Source organism: Kribbella sp. NPDC056861 (assembly GCF_040687575.1).
Lineage (GTDB): Bacteria > Actinomycetota > Actinomycetes > Propionibacteriales > Kribbellaceae > Kribbella.
On the sequence record NZ_JBFBNQ010000008.1, the window covers coordinates 424,693 to 446,733 of the forward strand.

Genomic DNA, 22,041 nt, shown 5'->3' on the forward strand with positions numbered 1-22,041 from the left:
GCCAGCAGACTAGCGAGGGGCGGTCCGGTGGGCGTGGGAGCGGCGGGGGTGGCCGGTAGACTTGATGAGTTGCCGGGTTCCCGGGGGTATCCCGCTCGGGGTCCTTCTGCTCTCTCGAAAGAAACGGACTGTTTCTCGTGTTCGACACGCTTTCTGATCGCCTGTCCGCCGCCTTCAAGAATCTGCGCGGTAAGGGCAAGCTGACCGATGCCGACATCGACGCGACCGCGCGGGAGATCCGGATCGCGCTGCTGGAGGCGGATGTCGCGCTGCCGGTGGTGAAGGACTTCATCGCGGCGGTCAAGGAGCGGGCCGCGGGCGCCGAGGTGCGCGGTGGGCTGAACCCGGCGCAGCAGGTGATCAAGATCGTGAACGAGGAGCTCGTCACGATCCTCGGTGGCGAGACGCGTGAGCTGCGGATGGCCAAGCGGCCGCCGACGGTGATCATGCTCGCGGGTCTGCAGGGCGCTGGTAAGACCACCCTGGCAGGCAAGCTGGCGAAGTGGCTGAAGGAGACCAAGCACCAGACCCCGATGCTGGTCGCCGCGGACCTGCAGCGGCCGAACGCGGTCACCCAGCTGCAGGTGGTCGGCGAGCGGGCCGGCGTACCGGTTTATGCGCCGGAGCCGGGCAACGGCGTCGGTGACCCGGTCGAGGTCGCCCGGCAGGCGATGGCGGAGGCGAAGACCAAGCAGTACAGCGTGGTCATCGTCGACACCGCCGGCCGGCTGGGTGTCGACGAGGAGCTGATGAAGCAGGCCGCGGACATCCGCGACGCGGTCACCCCGGACGAGATCCTGTTCGTCGTCGACGCGATGATCGGCCAGGACGCGGTCGTCACCGCGCAGGCCTTCCTGGACGGCGTCGGCTTCGACGGCGTGGTGCTGTCCAAGCTCGACGGTGACGCCCGCGGTGGCGCCGCGCTGTCGATCGCGAAGGTGACCGGCCGGCAGGTGATGTTCGCCTCGAACGGCGAGAAGCTCGAGGACTTCGACGTCTTCCACCCCGACCGGATGGCGTCCCGCATCCTCGGCATGGGCGACGTGATGAGCCTGATCGAGAAGGCCGAGCAGTCCTTCGACGCCGAGGAGGCGGCCAAGACCGCCGCCAAGCTGCAGAAGAAGGGCGGCAAGGACTTCACCCTGGACGACTTCCTCGCCCAGATGCAGTCGGTGCGCAAGATGGGCCCGCTGACCAAGATCTTCGGCATGCTGCCCGGCGCGGCCCAGTTCAAGGACCAGCTGGAGAACTTCGACGAGCGCGAGATCGACCGGATCGAGGCCGTCATCCACTCGATGACCCCGGCCGAGCGGACCGACCCGAACATCATCAACGGCTCCCGCCGGCTCCGGATCGCGAACGGCTCCGGTACCGAGGTGGCCACCGTCAGCGGCCTGGTCGAGCGGTTCTTCGAGGCCCGCAAGATGATGTCCGCGATGGCGTCCGGCAAGGGCATGCCAGGGATGCCGGGAATGCCCGGGATGCCGGGTATGAGCGGCGGCAAGAAGGGCAAGCAGCAGGCCAAGAAGACCAAGCCGAAGCGTGGCTCCGGCAACCCGGCCAAGCGCGGCAACCCGGCCCAGAGCGAGCCGGCCGCCCCGGCTGCCGGCCAGCTCCCGGCGGCCTTCGGCGGCGGCGCCGCGGGCGGCAACTTCGAGCTGCCGGACGACCTGAAGAAGCTGCTCGGCGACAAGTGACTCTCGGTCAGGAAGTCCTTCACCGGGTGATCGGACTTCCCGTTACCGCTTGTCCAGAACCGCTGGACCGTTAAGATCGTTGCTACGCCCGAGGTACAGGTACTGCGAACTAAGTCGTGAGGACGGTTCGGATGAGGCAGCAGTTCAGCAACCTTGACACGTGGCGGGGCAAGTTGACCGCTGTCGGGGTCTGTCTTGCGCCGCCGACGGTCCTGGTCGCCGCGTTCGTGGCCGGTGGTGTGACGTCGAACACGTTCATTGTCGACGCCCATGCGCTGAGCCAGCCGCGCCAGGACTCCGTCTTCGACGAGCTCGCGCAGAAGGTCCCGAACGCTCCCGGCGTCGACGGCAGCATCGCGACCGAGCAGAAGTCCCAGATCGAGGTACCGGTCACCGGAGCGGTGGACAGCGTCCAGCAGCCGACCCCCGGCGCGCCGGGCGATGTCTCCGGCATCCCGGGGACCGTGCTGGCGGCGTACCAGAAGGCTGCGAACGACCTCGCCGCGGCGCAACCGAACTGCGGGATCACCTGGCCGCTGCTGGCCGGTATCGGCAAGATCGAGTCCGCCCACGCGAGCGGCGGCCGGGTCGACACGGCCGGCCTGACCCGCGGCAAGATCCTCGGCCCGGTGCTCGACGGCGGCCCCGGAATGGCGGCCATCAGCGACACCGACCAGGGCGCGTACGACGGCGACAGCAAGTGGGACCGGGCGGTCGGCCCGATGCAGTTCATCCCGGGCACCTGGAAGGCTTTCGGTGCCGACGGCAACGGTGACGGCGTCAAGGACCCGCACAACATCTACGACGCGGCCCGTGCGGCCGGCGACTACCTGTGCTCCGGCGGCGCGAACCTGAAGGATCCGCAGGGCTTGGTCCAGGCGGTACTGCGCTACAACCACTCGATGGACTACGTGTCCAAGGTGCTGCGCTGGATGCAGACCTACAGCCAGACCACGGTGAACATCCCGGACTCGAACGACCCGATCACCCCGCCGGCCGATGACAACGGCAACGTCCAGAACGACCCGACGACGCCGCCGACCACCACCACTCCGGTGACGACGCCGCCGACCACCCCGGCGACCACTCCGGTCCCGACGACGCCGCACCCGACGACGCCGAAGCCGACCACGCCGAAGCCGTCCACGACGCCGCCGAAGACGCCGCAGAACACCCCGCCGACCACCATCCCCACCCGGCCGACGATGCCGACGACGCCGCCGACCACCCCGCCGACGACGCCGCCCACCACCCCTCCCACGACGCCGCCGACCACTCCTCCGACCACCCCGCCGACGACGCCGCCCACCGCGCCGCCGACGCCCTGCGGTCCGAACGAGACGCCGCCGCCGACCCCGCCGCCGACCGAGCCCCCGGCGCCGAACCCGAGCTGCACCGTGCCTCCGTCGACCACTCCGCAGGAGACGCCGACGCCTACCCCGACGCCCACTCCGACGTCGCAGAGCACTCCGGTAGCCTCGGAGACGACTCCGGCCTGAGCGTCGCCCAGAGGGCCCGCTGGGGCCTTCTGAGGCCCGTCAGCGGCCGGAAAACAGGTCGGGAACGTTAAGATTTCCCATCGACCCTCGTGATGAGCCGGGGCGAACCGCCGCCTGGTGAGCGTGGCGCAGGCCCGTTCGGCGCAGAACCGGGACCGTTGGGCTCATGGCTCAGGTAACTTTCCGTCGTCCCTCGGTAACTTTCTGGCGCATGGGTCGTTGGGGGAACTATGCGCCTAACCCGTAGTGGAAACCGTCGGGTCAAAATAATCATCGCTTCACTGTGCACGGCCCCCCTGCTGGTAGGGGCGATCGTGACAGTGGCTTCGGGCGGAGCCGGTGCCTCCGGCGAGCTCGCGGCGGACAGTCCGGTCGCTCCTTCGCCTGGAGCCGGTCTGAACAGCGGTGAATTCGACGAACTGACCATGATCGTCCCCCAGCGTCCAGGAGTGGACGGCCGGATCGGATCGGACAAACCTGCCCGGGCCGATGTGCCTGTGCAGGGTGCCACCGACGGCCGTTCCGTGGTCCGCCCGGGACGACCCGGTGCCGTGAACGGCATCCCCCGCGGGGTCTTCCCCGCCTATCGCCGGGCCACCGCGAATCTCGCGGTGATCCGCCCCAACTGTGGGCTCACCTGGCCGTTGCTGGCCGGGATCGGCAAAGTCGAGTCCGACCACGCCTCCGGCGGTCGCGTCGACGTGGCCGGCACCACCCGCGGCAAGCTCTTCGGACCAGTGCTGAACGGCCGCCGCGGGAACGGCCGGGTCGCCGACACCGACAAGGGCCGGTACGACGCCGACATCGTCTGGGACCGCGCGGTCGGCCCGATGCAGATCATCCCGGGCGTCTGGACCGAGTTCGGCGCCGACGGGAACGGTGACGTCTTCCGCAACCCGAACAACGTCTACGACTCGGTCACCACGGTGGCGATCTACCTGTGCTCCGAGGGTGACGACCTGAAGCGCCCGCGCGATCTGGTCGCCGCGCTGCTGCGTTACCAGCACTCCAAGGACTTCGTCGCCACCGTACTGCGGTGGATGCGGGTCTACAGCAAGAGCGCGGTCCTGGTGCCGAACCTCACCGGCAAACTGGCCACGCCCAAGCCGACCGGCAACGTCGAGTCGAACGTGGATCCGCGCGAGGTGCCGGAGGTTCCGGACGACACCACCACCGTGACGCCGACCGCGAAGCCGAGCGTGCCGATCCCGGTCACCACCGGCAGGCCGTCGATCCCGGACCCGATCGCGACGCCGACCGAGCGCCCGACCACCCGGCCGACGAACCCGCCGACCGACCGGCCGACGCCGACTCCGACGCCCACCCCGACGCCGACGCCCACTCCGACGCCGACGCCGACCCCCACCCCGACTCCGACCGATACGCCCACCCCGACCGAGACCCCGTCCGGCTCGCCCTGCGCCGCCGAGACGAACCCCACTCCCTGCACCCAGGGCAGCGGCTCGCACGGATAGTCCACTCCCGGTTACGGTCGCCGTATGACGACCAACGCCGGGGTACTACGGCTCGCCGGCACGGTTCTGCCGGCCGGTGAGCAGCAGGAGCTTCACCTCAGTGGCGGGCTGGTCGTCGACCGGCCCGCCACTACTGACGTCACCACCGTCAGCACGGGCGGCTGGATCGTGCCCGGCCTGGTCGACGCCCACTGCCACATCGGCCTCGATCAGCACGGCGCGGTCGAGCGGGACGTCCAGGAGCAGCAGGCGGTCGTCGACCGTGATGCCGGCGCGCTGCTGGTCCGCGACGCGGGCTCGGCCGCCGACACCCGCTGGATCGACGAGCGGGAGGACCTGCCGAAGATCATCCGGGCCGGCCGCCACATCGCCCGCTCCAAGCGCTATATCCGCAACTACGGCTGGGAGATCGAGCCGGCCGAGCTGGTCGCGTACGTCGAGCAGGAGGCTCGCCGCGGCGACGGCTGGGTCAAGCTGGTGGGGGACTGGATCGACCGCGACGCCGGCGACCTGACCCCGTGCTGGCCGCTCGACGCGCTCACTGCGGCCATCGCCAGAGCCCATGAGCTGGGCGCCCGCGTGACGGCCCACGTGTTCGGCGAGCACGCTCTGCCCGACCTGCTGGCAGCGGGGATCGACTGCATCGAGCACGGCACCGGCCTGCAGCCCGACCTGCTCGATCAGATGGCAACCCGCGGAGTCGCCCTCGTCCCGACGATCATCCAGCTCGAGAACTTCCCGCAGTACGCCGACCAGGCCGCCGGCAAGTTCCCCCGGTACGCCGACCACATGCGTGACCTCTACGCCCGTCGCCTCGACACCCTGCGCTCCGCCGTCGACGCCGGAGTACCGGTCTATGCGGGGACGGATGCGGGTGGTGTCCTCGGGCACGGCCTGATCGCCGAGGAGATCCAGGCGCTCACCACCATCGGCATGTCCGGCGAGCAGGCCCTCGCCGCCGGCTCCTGGGCCGCCCGCAGCTGGCTGGGCGCTCCCGCCGACCTGTCACCAGGCAACCCGGCCGACCTCGTCGTCTACGCCGAGGACCCGCGGGCCGATCCCACGGTCCTGGCTCACCCCGAGTTCATCGTTCTGCGCGGTCGCGTCTACCGTCCCTGACTCCGAAACTGCCAGGATGATGGCAGTAACCGGACAATTTCACCCGGTGACCGGGAAAAATTCACGTAACTACTGGTCGATGCGGAAGAAAGTGCCCTACGGTGATCGCACCTGCCGACGCCCCTCGGTGGGACGGACGCCGCGGGAGGCGCGGCGGACGTCGCAAGGGAAGGAACGAACCCCCATGGGTAAGACCGCCCGAGTGCCCAGACTGACCGCGCTGCTCGCCACAGCCGCCGCCGGCGCCATCGCGCTGAGCGGCGCGCTCCCCAGCACTGCCGCCCCAGCTCCCGAGCAGGCCGCCCCGCAGACCGGCTCTGCCGTGCCAGGCGATCTGGCGCAGGCCTTCAAGACCGCCAGCACTACGTACGACGTACCGCGGGAGGTGCTGGTCGGGATCGGCTACGCCGAGTCCCACCTGGACGGTCACGACGGCCAGCCCAGCCAGGACAACGGCTACGGCCTGATGCACCTGGTCAGCAACCCGCAGAACCCGACGATGTCCGAGGCGGCCAAGCTGACCGGCCTGCCGGTCGAGAAGCTCGCCAAGGACTCGGCCGCCAACATCACCGGCGCCGCCGCCGTCCTCGACTCGTACGCCGACCAGGCGGGCCTGACGGGGGAGTCCCGCAAGGACGTCGCCCAGTGGTACAGCGTCATCGCGCAGTACTCGCACTCCGCCGACGCCCCGACCGGCCGGCTCTACACCGACGAGGTCTACCGGATCATCGGCGCCGGTGTCGGCGCGGTGGGTCTGGCGCCCAAGGCGGTCACCCCGAACCGCGGTGCCTACGCCAAGGTCGCTCCGCTCGGCGTCAAGAGCCCGACCTCGACCCAGGCGGTCGACTTCCCGGGTGCGATCTGGAGCGCGGCCAGCACGTCCAACTACCGGGTCGGCCGGACGCAGGCCATCTCCACCATCGTCATCCACGTCACCCAGGGCTCGTACGCCGGCACCATCAGCTGGTTCAAGAACGCCTCGGCCCAGGTGAGCGCGCACTACGTACTCCGGTCCAGCGACGGTCAGGTCACCCAGATGGTGGCCGAGAAGGACACCGCCTGGCACGTCGGGTCGCAGAACCCGTACACGATCGGCCTCGAGCACGAGGGCTTCGTGGACCAGCCGTCCTGGTTCACCGACGCGATGTACCGCTCATCGGCGGCAGTGGTCAGGAACATCGCCGACCGGCGCGGCATCCCGAAGGACCGCGCGCACATCAGAGGTCACTCCGAGCTGCCGAACCAGACCCACACGGACCCCGGTCCGAACTGGAACTGGACCTACTACATGCAGTTGGTGAACGGCGGTAACCCGAACCCGCCGACCTACAACTTCACTACCTACGGCAGCGGCGTCCGGGTGCGGAGCGCCCCGCAGCTGACCGCCTCGATCGTCGCCACCCTGGCCGGCCCGACCCAGGTGTTCGTCACCTGCCAGAAGCAGGGCGACACGGTGAACGCCGAGGGCACCAGCAACAACTGGTGGGCCAAGCTGCGCGACCAGGGCGGCTACATGTCCAACATCTACATCGCCGACCCGAACCCGAAGCTCCCCGGCGTACCGGTCTGCTGAGCGCGTCGGCGGTCCGGGATCCCGTCGCGGTGGGTCCCGGGCCACCGGCAACAGTAGAGCCTGCTGTACCGACGTAGCCCGCCCGTTCCGTCAGGATCGATAATGACGACGACGGAAAGGCTCCTGCGATGCTCACGAAGATCCTGGCCCGGGGTGTCCCGGCCTGCGGCTACCTGTTCATCCGGTACCTCAGGGGGATCGTGCTGCTCGCGGCGACTCCGCTCGGGCTGCTGCTGGGCTGGCTGATCCCCGACGCGACGGCGGGGCTGGTCAAGCTCGCCAACAGCGAGCGCGACCGCGCGGCGCGCTACCTGCAGCAGCCGGCGGCCACGCCACTACCCGATGCCTTGGCCCGCCAGTCCGGTGATGTGGTCACCCTGTTCAAGGACAAGTCGTTCTGGCGCAGTACGAGTCTCCTGCTGCTGCCCCCGCTGGTGATAGCCGAGCTGGTCATCGCGGTCTGCGCCGTGTTCGCTGCGCCGTCTGCGGTGCTTGCCATGGTGTTGTGGCCGCTGGACCCGGGAGGCTTCACGCTGTTCGGCGTACCGGTCGACAGTTGGTGGAAGGCACTCGTCTTCGGTCCAGCGCAGATCCTGGTGGGCCTCGGCCTGCTCGGCTGGGTGGCGCCGGCTACCGCACGCTGGCACGCCCGGCTGACCCTCGGCGTACTCGCGCCCAGTGCCGCGCAACTGGAGACGGCCCTCCTCAACGAGCGAGTGGCGGAGCTGACCCGGACCAGGGCCGGTGCGGTCGACTCGCACGGTGCCGAGCTGCGCCGGATCGAGCGGGACCTGCACGACGGCACGCAGGCCCAGCTGGTCTCGCTGGCGATGCGGATCGGCCTTGCCAAGCAGACGATGGCGGCAGATCCCGAGAAGGCCGCCAAGATCCTCGACGACGCCAGGGACGGCGCAGAGCAGGCGATGACCGAGCTCCGCGGCGTACTGCGAACCATGTACCCGCCGATCCTGGCTGACCGCGGCCTGGCTGGTGCGGTGTCGGCCCTGTCCGCCCGCAGCCCGATTCCGGTGGAGCTCCGGGTAGGTGAGCTCGGCGCAGTACCGGCCGCAGTAGAAGCCGCTGCGTACTTCGTGGTCGCGGAATCCCTGACCAACATCACCAAGCACTCCGCCGCCGGCCATGTCGACCTACTGCTCGAGCGGCGCGGCCCGAAGCTCTACCTGGCCATCACCGACGACGGTATCGGCGGTGCCCGGGTCAACGAGCAGGCGGACCTGCTGGGCCGGGGGAGCGGGCTGCATGGCATGGTGCACCGGGTGGAAGCGATCGACGGTCAGATAGAGCTGCAGAGCCCCATTGGCGGCCCGACGACGGTTGAGGTGATCCTGCCGTGCGCGTAGTGATCCTGGAGGACAACCCGATCCTTGCCGAGGGCCTCGGCCTGCTGCTGGGCAACTCGGGCTTCGAGGTGGCAGCTGTCGCCGGTAACGCCGACGAGTTCGCCAAGGCTGTGGCTGAGCATCAGCCGGACATCGCGGTGGTCGACGTGCGGCTGCCACCGACCTTCACCGACGAGGGACTTCGGGCGGCGATCGAGGCCCGCAGGCTCCGACCGGGCTTCCCGGTGCTCGTCTTCTCGCAGTACGTCGAGGAGGTGTACGCCGCCGAACTGCTGGCCGCCGGGACCGAGGGGGTCGGCTACCTGCTCAAGGACCGGGTCTCCCGGGTCGATGAGTTCATGGAGGCCGTACGCCGGGTCGCGGCCGGCGGGACGGTTCTCGACCCCGAGGTCGTCAGCCAGCTGATGGTGAAGCGCAGCGACCCGCTGGAGCGCCTGACGCCCAGGGAACGCGAGGTGCTCGCGTTGATGGCCGAGGGCCTCGGTAACACCGCGATCGGGGAGAAGCTCGTCATCAGCGAAGGCGCCGTCCATAAGCACGTCGGCAACGTCTTCCTCAAGCTCGACCTGCCGCCGACCGAATCGGGGCATCGCCGGGTGCTGGCCGTGCTGGCCCACCTCGGGATCTGACCGCTTCCGGACAGCTCGCAGCGGGGATAGCGGTTGCCGGTTCGACGAAAGGTTGACAACGTCGGCATCAGCTCTTGACGCCACGTGTCCATCAAGCCACTCTCAGTTTCGAGAGCGCTCTCACCGCCTTTTCCGCCCCAAGGTGAGGAAGACCCCATGAAGGTTCTAGCTGTCGCCGTGCTCGTCGCGAGCGCGGTTGCCGTCCCGACCCAGGCCATCGCGGCCACCCCCGACCAGGCTGACCAGCGGCACGCAGTACCGGGTCAGTTGGCTGCCATGCAGGCCGACTTCGGTCTGACCGAGCAGCAGGCCAAGGAACGTCTCAAGTCCGAGCTCGCCGCCACCAAGCTTGTCCCGGCTGCACAGCGCGCTGCGGGAGCTGCCTTCGGCGGCACCTGGTACGACGCTGCGCGGCAGAAGCTGGTGGTCGGTGTGACCACCTCGGCCGCAGCGGTCGCAGTACGGGCTACTGGTGCTGAGGCGTCCGTAGTACCGGCTACTGCGAAGCAGCTCGACCAGCGGCAGGCTGCGGTCAACAAGCTGGCGGGGAAGGCGGTTCCGGCTGCAGTGAGTGGCTGGACGGCTGACCCGAAGACCGGCAGCGTTGTCGTGAGTGTCCAAGCAGGTAAGCGTTCTGCGGCCGTCGACGCCTTCGTGGCGAAGGTGGCCAAGGCTGGAGCGGTGACTGTCCAGGAGGTCGCTGCGCAGGCGCCGCAGACCTTCGCCGCCGGCACCGTCGGGGGAGACCCGTACTACACCGGCAACGTCCGCTGCTCGATCGGCTTCTCCGTGCACGGCGGGTACGTCACGGCCGGGCACTGCTCCGGCGCCGGCGCCAGGACGCGTGGCTGGGACGGCTCGAACCAAGGAGTCTTCCGCGGCTCGTCCTTCCCCGGTAACGACTACGCCTGGGTCCAGGTCGACAGCGGCTGGTGGACCGTGCCGGTAGTGCTCGGCTGGGGTCAGGTCAGCGACCAGCTGGTCCGCGGCTCCTGGGAGGCCCCGATCGGTTCGTCGGTCTGCCGGAGCGGGTCGACGACCCACTGGCGCTGCGGCGCGATCCAGGGCAAGAACGAGACCGTGAACTACGGCAACGGCCAGCTGTTCTACGGAGCGACCAAGACCAGCGTGTGCGCCGAGGGCGGCGACTCGGGTGGTTCCTTCATCACCGGCGACCAGGCCCAGGGCGTGACGTCGGGTGGCTGGGGCAACTGCAGCAGCGGCGGCCAGACCTGGTTCCAGCCGATCAACGAGATCCTCGGCGCCTACGGGTTGAGCCTGCACACTGCCTGACATGAGAAGCCGGGCCCACCCCGAGGGGGTGGGCCCGGCCTTGTCCGGCTCAGGTCAACAGACTGGAACGCCTGGTAGCACCTGGTTCGGATCGTCGATGTAGATGTTGCTCATGAAGCCGGCCGGGCTGGCGAGCTTGGCCCACCAGTTGTTGGTGTAGCCCTCCGCGGTCACCGTGTCGCCCTGCTTCTGGCAGAGCACCCGGACCGAGGTCGGACCGCCGAGAGTCGCCACCACAGCCGCGTTCAGCCGGGCATCGGCGCGGACCCGGATGCCGGAACCCCAGGTCATGAAGGGCTTTCCGGGCTGACTGCCGCAGCCGTTGTCGCTGGTCAGGTAGTACTGGTTGTACGAGCCCGGGTAGGCGAGCGCGCCGCCGTTGATGACGATGTTCTGGCCGACACCGTTCAGCAGTTGTTCGTAGTGGATGTGCGGACCGGTGGAGGAGCCGGTGGTGCCGGTGACGCCGATCTGCTGGCCCTGGCTGACGGCCTGGCCGTTGGCCACGGAGTACGCGGAGAGGTGGAAGTAGTAGGTCTTCCAGCCGCCGCCGTGCTCGATGGCGATGTAGTTGCCGGCGCCACTGGGCTGGGAGAACCGGTACGCCGTACCGCCGGCGCTGGCCAGTACCGGGGTGCCGTTGGTGGTGCCGCCGTCGGCGCGGACGAAGTCGAGGGCGCGGCGGACCTCGGCCGAGTGGTGGCTGTAGGTCCAGCGCTGGCCACACGGGAACGGGGCCTTGAAGTTCGGGGCGGCCATCGCCTCGGTCGGTACCGCCACCAGGGTGGCGGCACCGACCAGGAGAGCGGCCAGCACGGCTAGCAATCGTCTGAGGGGCATGGTGATCAGTCCTTCGGGGCGACCGGTCACGGATGGTGAAACCCGCGACGCTTGGAGTGATTTGCTCACAAGCTAGCGCAGGATTCGTGACTTAGGAACTGATCGATATGGTGAACCGTTAGTGATTAACCTGTGGTCGAAAGGCTAGCTTGCCGACTCCGGACGCGCTGTCTCGTCCGGCACCGCTTCGAGCGTCGGCGGCTGGCCGGTACCGGAGATCGAGTCGATCAGCTGCTTGGCCAGCGCGAAGCCCGAACCACCCATCGTGATGGTCTTCACCAAGGTGTCCTCGATGCCCTGGGCACCGTTCAGGACGACCATGTTGCCGACCTTCTCGAACGAGCTGGCGGCGGCCCGGACGATCTCCGGGTAGGCCTCGGCCAGCTGCTGGGCGACGACGGCGTCGGTGTTCGTGGCCAGCGCCTCGGCGCGCGCCTTGATACCGGCTGCCTCGGCCATCGCCTTGGCCTGGACGGCGAGCGCCTCGGCCTTACCGTTCAGCTCGGTCGCCTTCGCCTGCGCCTCACCGCGCAGGGTGACCTCGCGGGCGTTCGCCTCGGCCGAGGCGATCTGCGCGTCGCGGGCCGCGTTGGCCAGCGTGCGCTGCTTGTACGCCTCGGCGTCGGCCGGCTTGAGCACGCTCGACTCGAGCTGCTTCTCGGCCAGCGCCGCGTTCAGCTTCGCCGTCTCGGTCTCGGCCACCACGACCTGCTGGCGGGCCAGCGCCTCGGCGAGCGGACCGGACTGCGAGGCCTTCGAGTTCGCCTGGTCGACCTCGGCCTGGTAGCCGGCCTGGGCGATCGAGCTCTGCCGTACTGCGGCCGCCTTCGCGGCGCCGGCCACCTGCTCGCGCTCGGTGGCTTCCCGGTCGCGCTCGGCCCAGGCGATTCGGGCAGCGGCCTCGACGGCCGCGGCCTGCGGGCGACCGAGGTTCTTGATGTAGCCCGACTCGTCGTCGATCTCCTGGATCTGCAGCGAGTCGACCACCAGGCCGAGCTTCTCCATGTCGCCGGCCAGCGAGCCGCGGATGTTCGTGGTCAGCGTCTCCCGGTCGTGCAGCATCTCCTCGACCGTGGTGGAGCCGACGATCGCCCGCAGGTGACCCGCGAACAGTTCGTGGATCGTGCTCATCACCTGCTCGTCGCTCTGCTCCAGGAACCGGCGGGCGGCGTTCGCGATCGAGCCGTAGTCGTCACCGACCTTGTACGCCGTGACGCCCTTGATGTGCAGCGGAATGCCCTGGCTGGACACGCAGGTGACGGTCAGCGGGGTGGCCCGGATGTCGAGCGGCAACCGGCGGACGGTCTGGAAACCGGGCAGCACCGCGGTACCGCGGCCGACCACGATCTTGAAGCCGAGCGTCTCGTTGATCTGCTCCTGGCTCGAGTGCGCGCCGAGGCCGGAGATGATCAGCGCCTCGTTCGGCTCGGCCACCCGCCAGACCATCCGGAACAGAATCAGCAGGACCACCAGCGCGATGGCGCCGGTGACCAGGTACGTCCAGAGCATTTCCCCTCCAGGGAACCAGATGTTTCAGATGGCGCGGGCGACGTAGACCGTCCGGGGTGGGTCGAACTCGACCACCACCACCGGGGTACCGGCCTCGATCACTTCGTCGGCCGCGGGATAAGCGTAGAAGGCTTCGGTGGCACCGCGGACCGGAAGCATCACCTCGCCGACGATTCCCGGTCCGATCCGGCCGATCACGCGACCTCGCTTGCCAACCATGACGTCCCTCCGACGTTCGCACTGCCCCACTGGGTTCCCGAAGCTTAGTGTCCGGGCGCGTCACGTCTTGTAGTCGACGCTGGCCGGGCGCATGGTTGGAGTGTCGGCCTGGGGGATGGGGAGGGGCGATGGGGGCTGAGGTACGAGTCGGGGTGGTCGAGCAGGGGGCCGACCAGGCCAGGCTGGAAGAGCTGGCGTTGTTGCTGCGCCAGGAGTTGTTGGCCTTGGACGTCCGCGCGGTCGAGCCGGTCCGCGAGGGCGAGGCGCCGCCGGGGACGCGTGGTGGGCTGGCCGCGATCGCCGGTCTGCTGAGTGTGTCGCTGACGCCTGGGTTGCAGGTCGTCGGGGCGATGGTTGCCGTCGTCCGGGACTGGCTGCGCAGGTCGGGTGGCGCGCACACGGTGAAGATCTCGATCGACGGCGACACGCTCGAGCTGACCGGCGCGAGTGACGAGGTCCAGCAGCGTTTGGTGGACGCGTGGGTGCGCAAGCACTCCGGGACGGACGCGTGAGATGGACGGGGCTCGCGTCGCGCTGGTGATCGCCAACGAGGAGTACGCCGATCCGGGGCTGAGCCGGTTGATGGCGCCGGCCCGGGATGCGGCGGCGCTGGCCGGAGTACTGGGTGATCCGGCGGTCGGCGGGTTCGACGTACAGGTGCTGGAGAACGCGTCGGCGCACGAGATCCGGTACGCCGTCGAGGACTTCTTCGCCGATCGGTCGCCGGAAGACCTGCTCCTGCTGCATTTCTCGTGCCATGGGTTGAAGAACGCCGCGGGGGAGTTGTTCCTGGCGGTGGCAGACACGCAGCCGACACGACTCGCCTCGACGGCCGTGGCGGCGGACTTCGTCAACCGGCAGATGGCGGACAGCCGCGCGCAGCGGATCGCGCTGTTCCTCGACTGTTGCTACGGCGGCGCTTTCCCGCGCGGGCTGGTGGTGCGGGCTACGGGCGAGGCGCAGGTGCGGGACGCGTTTGCCGGCCAGGACCGGGTCGGCGGCGGGCGCGGACGCGTGGTCGTCACGGCGTCGAGCGCGATGGAGTACGCCTTCGAGGGCGGGCAGTTGGCCTCCGGTACGTCGAAACCGTCCGTCTTCACGAGTGCTGTGGTGGACGGGTTGACGTCAGGCGATGCCGATCGCGACGGCGACGGCTGGGTCGGTCTGACCGAGCTCGTGAGCTATGTCAGCGATCAGATCCACCGCGTCACGCCGAATCAGAATCCACAGATGTGGACCTTCGGCTCCCAGGGTGAGTTGCTGATCGCCCGCACCCGGTCGCGCCGGATCGTGCCGACGGAGCTGGCGCCTGAGCTGGTGCAGGCGATGGAGAGCCCGCTGCCGGCGGCGCGCTTCGGCGTCGTGGATTACCTGCGCGAACGGCTGCTCGGGGACGACGTGGGTCTCGCGTACGCCGCTTGGCTGGCGCTCACCCGGATGACCGAAGACGACAGCCGGAAGGTCGCCGAAGCTGCGCGGCAGGCGTTGACGGAGGCGTCGCCGAGCGCGCCGTGGGTCGAGCTGACCGAGCAGGGTGCTGTCCTCGAGTTCCCGACAACTCCACCGGAGTTGCTGCCTCAACCCGCACCGGCACTTTCAAAGCCCCAGCCCAAACCCCAGCCCCAGCCCGACCCAGAACCCGAGCCTGTTGCCGCGACGCGCGAGCCGGCTACTGCTCCTGCGTCTGCTCCAGTCTCGGCAGCTGTGCCGCCGACTGCTAAGCCCCAACCCGACCTGACACAGCAGCCAGTTGCCGCGAAGCCCAAGCCGGCAGCTCCTGCGTCTGCTCCCGGATCGCCTTCTGCCCCATGGTGGTTGATCGGCGCCCTCATCCTCGCCGCCCTCGCCCTGATCGCCATCAACTGGCCCGGCCCCACCGACAGCCGCAAACTCTGGTACGACGAATCGAACACCGGCTGGCACGTCTACCGAAGCTGGATCGACCCCACCACCCTCGCCTCGATCGCTACCCTCGTCGCCACCCTGGCAGCGACCTCCGCCATCCGCGCGCTGATCGCGCTCGGAGTAGTGCTCGGCTGCGCCGCCTCGATCGTCCAGGACGGCATCATGCTGCTCGGCGCCGGCATCACCTACACCGAGACCACCCGCTGGGTCGCCTCCACCCTGCTCGCCGCGACGATGGTCGCCCTCGTCCTCGCCGTACTCCGCCCGCTCCACCTCCCACTGTGGCCGGTCCCGCCACTCCCCGCACTCCTGGTAGTTGCCGCAGGCATCTTGTTGGCCATCAGTGCCGGCATCAAGCACGAGGACGGCATCTCCTGGCTCACCGTCACCAAGCTCGGCCTGATCGAGCCGGTCTTCGCCGCCGCCATCGCCTGGCTCGCCCTGGCGGCCACCGAGGCGCGGGCGCGATCGTGGCTGGCCGCGGCCGTGGTGTCCTACGCCGTCATCGACATGATCTCCATCATCCCGGCCTACACCCTGGGCGGCTCCCCGTCAGTGGTCCTCACCTGCGTCCTGGGCAGCGCCCTGCTCATCGCCGCGGTCGCCCTGTCTGCCTTCACCGCGAAGGTCAGCCGCGAATAGCACCCTCGGTGGCGCCCTTGATGAACTGCCGGGCGAAGATCACGAAGACGATGATCAGCGGGATCATCGCCATCAGCGCGCCCGTCATCACCATGCTGTAGTCGACGCCGTGGCTGCGGTTCAGCGAGGACAGCGCCACCTGCAGGGTCAGGTGATCGGGGTTGGTCAGCACGATCAGCGGCCAGAAGTAGTCGTTCCACGACGCGACGAAGGTGAAGATCCCGAGGAACGCCAGCGCCGGCCGCGCCGACGGCAACGCCACATGCCGATAGACCCCGAGGAAGCCGCACCCGTCCAGCGTCGCCGCCTCCACCAGTTCGTCATGGATCGAGTTCTGGAAGTACTGCCGCAACCAGAAGATCCCGAACGCGTTGGCCGCCGCCGGGATGACCAGCGCTTTCAGCGACCCGACCCACCCGAACGCCGCCATCGTCTGGAACTGCGGTACCGCGCCCAGCTGGGCCGGCAGCAGCATCGTCGCGAGCAGGATCACGAACAGCGCGTTCCGCCCCGGGAAGCGGAACTTCGCGAAGGTGAAGGCGGCCAGCGAGTCGAAGAACAGCACCAGCACCGTCGTACAGACCGCCACGATCAGCGTGTTGCCCATCGACTGGAAGAACGCCACGTTCTCCAGGACCGCGCGGACGTTGTCGTCGAGCTGCGACCCGAGGGTGAACTTCGGCGGGTACCGGTAGATGTCCGATGTCGTGTTGGTCGCCATCACCAGCGTCCAGTAGAACGGGAACAGGCACAGCAGTCCGGCGATCGTCAGGAACACGTGCATCAGAAGGCCGGGCCACCTGATCCGCGCCTTCGCAACAGATCCGTTCACGACCGTCCCCTTCCGCCGAGCAGCTTCCAGTTGATCGCGGTGAACAGCAGCACCAGCAGGAAGATGCTCAAGGCAATGGCACCGGCGTACCCGTAGTCGTTGTTGAAGAACGCCTGGTTGTAGAAGTACATGACCACCGTCATGCCGCTCTGCCCGGTTCCGCCCGCGTTGCCCACCATCACCTGCGGCTCGGTGAAGGTCTGCAGCCCGCCGATCGTCGACATGATCACGGTGAACAGCACCACCGGGCGCAGTTGCGGCAGTGTGATCGAGAAGAACGTCCGGAACGGTCCGGCGCCGTCCATCTTGGCCGCCTCGTACTGCTCGGTCGGGATCGCCTGCAGACCGGCCAGGTAGATGATCGTGTTGTAGCCGGCCCACTGCCACACGATCATCGTGGAGATCGCGATCTTGATCCCCCACGGCTGCCGCAGCCAGTCCTCGGTGGGCAGCCCGAGCGCCCGCAGTCCGGAGTTGATCAGCCCGAAGTTGGTGCTGAAGACGGCGGCGAAGAAGATCGCCGCCGCGACCAGCGAGGTGATGTTCGGGATGAAGTACGCGATCCGGTAGGCGCCCTTGAACCGGACGGCCGAGTGCAGCATCACCGCCAGCGTCATCGCGATCACCAGCGTCGGCACGGTCGACATCACGAACAGCACGACCGTGTTCCACAGCGACAGCCAGAAGGTGCTGTCCTCGATCAGGAAGCCGAAGTTCTGCAACCCGACCATCGTGCGCGGCCCGAGCCCGTCCCACTTCTGGAAGGCGAGCAGGATCGTCGACCCCACCGGGTACAAGCCGAAGACGAGGAAGATCAGGTAGAACGGCGACAGCGCCAGGTAGAACCGCCAGTACGACGCGATGCCGCGCCGGCGCCGCGGTTTCGCAGTACGGGCCAGCGGGCTGGGCGCCGTCGCGGTGAGCGTCACTGCACGCCCTGACGCTTGCCGATCTGCTTCGCCTTCGCGACGGCCTCCGCCCAGGCCGCGTCCGACGTCTTCTTGCCGGCCTGGACGAGCTTGATGCCGTCGGTGAACGGTACGGCGATGGCGCTGTCCAGCGGCGCCTCGTACGCGATCGGGATGTTCTTGGCGGCCGGTCCGAAGACGTCGATGGTCGTCTGTCCGCCGAAGAACGGGTCGGGCGCCTTGAGCTGCGGCTTGTCGTAGGCGGCCGGCGCGGACGGGAAGATCTGCGCGTCGGCGAACGCCTTGGCCTGGTTGTCGGCGCTCAGCATGTACTTGATCACCTCGAGCGCGGCAGCCGGGTCGGCGGCGCTCTTGGTGATGGTCAGGAACGAGCCGCCGAAGTTCGCCGGGCCGCTCGGGATTGCCGCTACCCGCCACTTGCCGACGCTGGTCTTGCAGGCGGCCTTGATGTCCAGCGCGACCCAGGCCGCGCCGGTGACGGTGGGCACGGTGCCCTGGTCGAGACCCGCGTTCCAGTCCGGCGTACCGCCGAGGGTCTTGCCGTCGACCTTCAGCGTGACCGCCTTCACCGCGGTGTCCCAGGCCTTGCGGATGTGGTCCTGGTCGCCGATGAACTTGTTGTCCTTGTCGATGTACCGCGCGGTGCCCTGGTTGACGATGGTTCCGTACAGATCGGTGGCGTCGGCAACGATCGGGGCCTTCGGATTGGCCTTGCGCAGCTCCACTCCGGCGGCCAGGAAGTCGTCCCAGGTCTTCAGCTGCTCGGCCACCTTGGCGGGATCGCCAGGCAGCCCGGCGGCGGTGAAGATGTCCTCCCGGTAGAACAGCGCGGTCGGGCCGATGTCGATCGGGATGCCGAGCACCTTGCCGTCCAGCGTGGTGGCCTGCTTGACCTTCCAGTCCAGGTAGTCGCCGAGGATCGCGTCGGCGCCGATCGACTTGAGATCGACGAACCGGTTGGCCTGCGGTAGCAGCGAGGCGATGTCCTCGCCCTTGACGCCGGTGATGTCGGGGATCGAGCTGCCGCCGTTGAAGGTGGTGAGCAGCTTCTGCTTGAAGTCGCCGCCGACCTCGGAGTACTTGATGTGCTGGTCGGGGAAGTGCGCGATGGTGTCGTCCAGCACGGACTTGCCCAGGCCGCCCGGCCAGCACCACAGGGCGATGTTGCCGGTCGCGTTCTTCTTCGTCGATCCCGGGTCCATGCTGGACGAGCAGCCGACGACCGTCCCGCCGAGCAGGGCGGCGAAGCCTCCGGCGAGCGCCGTCCGACGTGAGAGCTCCATGGTTCTACCTTCCTGACTGGTCGCGCAGCGCGGCGCTCCCGGAGTGCGCGCTGATCAGCGCGGCAAGGGATGGGTCTGGATGCAGGTGGTGCCATTCGGCGAGGTCGGCCCAGCGCGGCGCGGCCTCGGCGCCGCCGAGCTTGGTGACGGACAACGCCGCGGCCAGTGCGGCGAACTGGAGCCGCTCGGTCAGCGGGAGACTCCAGTGGGTCGCTGCGATGAAGCCGGCGGCGAACACATCACCCGCCCCGGTGGTGTCCGCCGCCGAGACTGGAACAGCCGGTACTGCGACCCGCTCGCCGGTGCCCGCGTCGAGCGCGAGTGCTCCGTTGGCACCGTCGGAGATGACCACCAGGGGGACCTTCTCGGCCAGCCGCTCGAGTGCCTTGCCCGGCGTACTCGTACGGGTGTAGCTCATCGCCTCGCCCGCATTCGGCAGGAACACGTCGCAGTACGCCAGCTGATCGAGTACTGCGGGATCCCACTGCTCGGCGGGATCCCACCCGACGTCGGCGAACACCACGCTGCCGGCCGCCCGGGCCTTGGCGAGCCACTCGTTCGGCCAGGGACCGATGTGAGCAGCGACGGACTTGGCGGCGGGCAGTGTGGTCAGGAGCTCGTCGGCCGACAGTGGGGGCGGGGTGCCCCTGGTGACCAGTGCCCGGTCGTTGTCGTAGGCAAGAGCCACTGTGAGTGGGGTCTGCCATCCGGCGAGCTTGCGGGAGTGAGTCAGGTCGATGCCTTCGCCTTGCTCCAGCCGGTCCCACAGCCGGTCGCCGAGGTCGTCGGCGCCGAAGGCCGCGGCCAGGCCGGTCCGCAGCCCGAGCCGGGCCAGCGCGACGGCGAAGTTGGCGATCCCGCCCGGGCTCACGGCGGAGTCGTCGGCCCAGACCTCGGTCCCCGGACGCGGCGCGGAGGGCAGGCCGAGCACGAGGTCGTGGAAGACCAGGCCGGACACGACCACATCCATCGCGTGGTTCTGCATTGCCAGCACACTCCTGCAGGCTCGCTCAAACTCGTGCAGACAGTGTGGAACTTTTGATCAAACTACGCAATACCTCTGCAGTTGAGTGATCGATAATGAAAGAGTTTGCATGATACGGTTTTGGGGTGTTGCCAAAGCAGCGACAGGATCAGATCGTCCGCGCGCTTCGGGTCGACGGGGCCGGGGGTGTGAAGCTGCTGGCTGCCCAACTGGGCGTCAGCGAGGCCACCATCCGGCGCGACCTGGAGCAGTTGCACGACCAGGGCCGGCTCACCCGGGTGTACGGCGGCGCGCTCGCCGTCGACGGCGGTGACGAGCCGTTCGCCGAGGTCAGTGCCGTGCATGCGTCCGAGAAGGATCAGATCGCCCGGCGAGCGGCCTCCCTGGTCAGCGACGGGCAGTCGGTCCTCCTGGACATCGGTACGACGGCCCTGCGGGTCGCCCAGCATCTGCACGGCCGCTCGCTGACGGTGGTCACCAGCAACCTCGCGGTCCTGGAAGAGTTGCAGAACGACGAGCAGATCGAGCTGATCATCCTGGGCGGCTTCGTCCGGCGCAGCTACCGCTCCCTGGTCGGTTACCTGACCGAGGAGTCGCTGCGGCAGATCCACGTCGACTGGCTGTTCCTCGGCACCAGCGGGGTCCGCCCCGACGGCCGGGTGATGGACAGCACGATGATCGAGGTACCGGTGAAGCGGGCGATGATCAAGGCCGCCGACCGGGTGGTGCTGCTGGCCGACGCGACCAAGTTCCCCGGCCACGGTGTCGCCAAGGTCTGCGAGCCGGCCGAGCTGCACATGGTGGTGACCGAGCCCGACGCCGACGAGGCGACCCGGGCCCAACTGCTGGAAGCAGGAGTACAGGTGATCCTGGCGTGAGACTGACCATTCTCGGGGGCGGCGGATTCCGGGTTCCCCTTGTCTACCAAGCGTTGCTGGGTGACCGCGGCGCCGGCCGGATCACCTCCGTGGTGCTCTACGACACCGACCGCTCGCGGCTGGCGTCGATCGGCTCCGTCCTACGCCAGCAGGCCGCGCCGTACTCCGATCCGCCGGTGGTGACCGAGACGACCGACCTCGACGAGGCGTTGCGCGGCGCCGACTTCGTCTTCTCGGCGATCCGGGTCGGCGGGCTCGAAGGGCGGACGATCGACGAACGGGTCGCACTCGACCTCGGCGTACTGGGTCAGGAGACGGTCGGCGCGGGCGGCATCGCCTACGCGTTGCGAACCTTGCCGGTGGCGACGGCCATCGCCGAGCGGATCGCAGTACTGGCGCCTGAGGCGTGGGTCATCAACTTCACCAACCCGGCCGGGATGGTGACCGAGGCGATGATCCCGTCTCTGGGCGACCGGGTGATCGGGATCTGCGACTCACCGTCGGGGCTCGGTCGACGGGCTGCTCTTGCGCTCGGGCTCGATGCGTCTTCGGTGTTCTACGACTATGCGGGGCTGAACCACCTCGGCTGGCTGCGCGGGCTGCAGTCGGGTGGGGTCGATCATCTGCCGGCGCTGCTGGCGGATCCCGTCGCGCTCGGCGACTTCGAGGAGGGGCGGCTGTTCGGGGTCGAGTGGCTGCGGTCGCTGGGGTCGATCCCCAACGAGTATCTGCACTATTACTACTTCGCCCGCGAGACGCTGGCCGCAGTACAGGCGGTGGAGCAGACGCGCGGGACGTTCCTGCTGGAGCAGCAGTCGCGGTTCTACGCGGAGACAGCCTCGCAGCCCGCTGACGCGCTGGAGTTGTGGCAGAAGACGCGGGCTGAGCGCGAAGCGACGTACATGGTGGAGAGCCGTGAGGTGGCCGACGCGGGCGAGCGCGACGAGCGGGACATGTCCGCGGGCGGGTACGAGCAGGTCGCGCTGTCACTGATGCGAGCGATCGCCCACAACGAACGCGCCTCGCTGATCCTGAACGTCCGCAACCGCGGCACCCTGCACCACCTCGACGACGACGCCGTGGTCGAGATCCCGTGCACGGTCGACGCCAACGGCGCCCGCCCGCTCGCCATCTCCCAGTTCACCGACCACCAAGCGGGCCTGGTCTGCGCCGTGAAGGCCGTCGAGCGTTCCACCATCGAAGCCGCCACCACAGGCTCCCGCGCCGCCGCCATCCGAGCCCTCGCCTGGCACCCTCTGATCGACTCAGTAACCGCCGCCCATCAGCTCCTGGACGGCTACATCGCAGAACTCCCAGCCCTGGCCCCCTTCCGCGCATGATCACAGCCATCCGCTGAAGTGCCCGGCCCTCGG

The 22,041-nt window shown here is 68.8% G+C and carries 19 protein-coding genes; 12 read left to right on the forward strand and 7 right to left on the reverse strand.

What is annotated here, in order from left to right:
• The first annotated feature begins 137 nt into the window (after positions 1-137).
• From ffh to AB0P21_RS36365, 8 genes are all read left to right on the forward strand, one after another.
• Positions 138-1,697 carry a signal recognition particle protein gene (gene ffh / locus AB0P21_RS36330; protein ID WP_363703079.1) on the forward strand — a complete coding sequence of 520 codons (1,560 nt, stop codon included), beginning with the start codon at positions 138-140 and terminating at the stop codon, positions 1,695-1,697.
• 131 nt (positions 1,698-1,828) lie between these two features.
• Positions 1,829-3,196: a lytic transglycosylase domain-containing protein gene (locus tag AB0P21_RS36335; protein WP_363703081.1), complete on the forward strand. Its 1,368-nt coding sequence runs from the start codon at positions 1,829-1,831 to the stop codon at positions 3,194-3,196.
• A gap of 314 nt (positions 3,197-3,510) precedes the next feature.
• Positions 3,511-4,671, forward strand: a complete 1,161-nt coding sequence (locus AB0P21_RS36340) for a lytic transglycosylase domain-containing protein (protein WP_363703083.1) — start codon at positions 3,511-3,513, stop codon at positions 4,669-4,671.
• 24 nt (positions 4,672-4,695) lie between these two features.
• Complete coding sequence (locus AB0P21_RS36345; RefSeq protein ID WP_363703085.1) at positions 4,696-5,790, forward strand: amidohydrolase family protein; 1,095 nt, start codon at positions 4,696-4,698, stop codon at positions 5,788-5,790.
• Between the two features lie 184 nt (positions 5,791-5,974).
• A complete protein-coding gene (locus tag AB0P21_RS36350) occupies positions 5,975-7,363 on the forward strand; it encodes an N-acetylmuramoyl-L-alanine amidase (RefSeq protein WP_363703087.1) in 1,389 nt (462 codons plus the stop codon).
• Between the two features lie 128 nt (positions 7,364-7,491).
• The gene (locus AB0P21_RS36355) at positions 7,492-8,724 is read left to right on the forward strand and encodes a histidine kinase (protein ID WP_363703089.1); all 1,233 of its coding nucleotides are present in this window, start codon (positions 7,492-7,494) and stop codon (positions 8,722-8,724) included.
• Positions 8,715-9,353, forward strand: a complete 639-nt coding sequence (locus tag AB0P21_RS36360) for a response regulator transcription factor (RefSeq protein ID WP_363703091.1) — start codon at positions 8,715-8,717, stop codon at positions 9,351-9,353. The genes AB0P21_RS36355 and AB0P21_RS36360 overlap by 10 nt, the downstream gene beginning before the upstream one ends.
• 156 nt (positions 9,354-9,509) lie before the next feature.
• Positions 9,510-10,646, forward strand: a complete 1,137-nt coding sequence (locus AB0P21_RS36365; protein ID WP_363703093.1) for a S1 family peptidase — start codon at positions 9,510-9,512, stop codon at positions 10,644-10,646.
• 54 nt (positions 10,647-10,700) lie between these two features.
• Here AB0P21_RS36365 and AB0P21_RS36370 read toward each other — a convergent pair whose 3' ends face one another.
• The 3 genes from AB0P21_RS36370 to AB0P21_RS36380 all read right to left on the reverse strand — a co-directional run bounded on the left by AB0P21_RS36370 (position 10,701) and on the right by AB0P21_RS36380 (position 13,214).
• Positions 10,701-11,486 (reverse strand): M23 family metallopeptidase, encoded by a 786-nt coding sequence (locus AB0P21_RS36370; RefSeq protein WP_363703095.1) that lies wholly within the window; start codon positions 11,484-11,486, stop codon positions 10,701-10,703.
• Between the two features lie 144 nt (positions 11,487-11,630).
• Complete coding sequence (locus AB0P21_RS36375; protein WP_363703097.1) at positions 11,631-12,995, reverse strand: SPFH domain-containing protein; 1,365 nt, start codon at positions 12,993-12,995, stop codon at positions 11,631-11,633.
• 24 nt (positions 12,996-13,019) lie between these two features.
• Positions 13,020-13,214 carry a hypothetical protein gene (locus AB0P21_RS36380; RefSeq protein WP_363703099.1) on the reverse strand — a complete coding sequence of 65 codons (195 nt, stop codon included), beginning with the start codon at positions 13,212-13,214 and terminating at the stop codon, positions 13,020-13,022.
• Positions 13,215-13,342: 128 nt separating this feature from the next.
• On the opposite strand from AB0P21_RS36380, the gene AB0P21_RS36385 reads away from it, so the two are divergent.
• Positions 13,343-13,726: a hypothetical protein gene (locus AB0P21_RS36385; protein WP_363703100.1), complete on the forward strand. Its 384-nt coding sequence runs from the start codon at positions 13,343-13,345 to the stop codon at positions 13,724-13,726.
• Between the two features lies 1 nt (position 13,727).
• Positions 13,728-15,761, forward strand: coding sequence for a caspase family protein (locus tag AB0P21_RS36390; protein ID WP_363703102.1), 2,034 nt, complete (start codon positions 13,728-13,730; stop codon positions 15,759-15,761).
• Here AB0P21_RS36390 and AB0P21_RS36395 read toward each other — a convergent pair.
• From AB0P21_RS36395 to AB0P21_RS36410, 4 genes are read right to left on the reverse strand one after another with little or no spacing between them, the layout of a single operon-like run.
• Positions 15,748-16,545, reverse strand: a complete 798-nt coding sequence (locus AB0P21_RS36395; RefSeq protein WP_363703307.1) for a carbohydrate ABC transporter permease — start codon at positions 16,543-16,545, stop codon at positions 15,748-15,750. The genes AB0P21_RS36390 and AB0P21_RS36395 overlap by 14 nt on opposite strands.
• 44 nt (positions 16,546-16,589) lie before the next feature.
• Entirely contained in the window at positions 16,590-17,522 is a 933-nt protein-coding gene (locus tag AB0P21_RS36400; protein WP_363703104.1) for a sugar ABC transporter permease, read from the reverse strand.
• The gene (locus AB0P21_RS36405) at positions 17,519-18,805 is read right to left on the reverse strand and encodes an extracellular solute-binding protein (RefSeq protein ID WP_363703106.1); all 1,287 of its coding nucleotides are present in this window, start codon (positions 18,803-18,805) and stop codon (positions 17,519-17,521) included. The genes AB0P21_RS36400 and AB0P21_RS36405 overlap by 4 nt, the downstream gene beginning before the upstream one ends.
• A 4-nt stretch (positions 18,806-18,809) precedes the next feature.
• On the reverse strand, positions 18,810-19,790 hold the full coding sequence (locus tag AB0P21_RS36410; RefSeq protein WP_363703108.1) for a PfkB family carbohydrate kinase: 981 nt from the start codon (positions 19,788-19,790) through the stop codon (positions 18,810-18,812).
• Positions 19,791-19,915: 125 nt separating this feature from the next.
• Between AB0P21_RS36410 and AB0P21_RS36415 the strand changes: the two genes are divergently transcribed.
• Positions 19,916-20,668: a DeoR/GlpR family DNA-binding transcription regulator gene (locus tag AB0P21_RS36415; protein WP_363703110.1), complete on the forward strand. Its 753-nt coding sequence runs from the start codon at positions 19,916-19,918 to the stop codon at positions 20,666-20,668.
• Positions 20,665-22,008, forward strand: coding sequence for a 6-phospho-beta-glucosidase (locus tag AB0P21_RS36420; RefSeq protein WP_363703112.1), 1,344 nt, complete (start codon positions 20,665-20,667; stop codon positions 22,006-22,008). The genes AB0P21_RS36415 and AB0P21_RS36420 overlap by 4 nt, the downstream gene beginning before the upstream one ends.
• Positions 22,009-22,041: the final 33 nt, after the last annotated feature.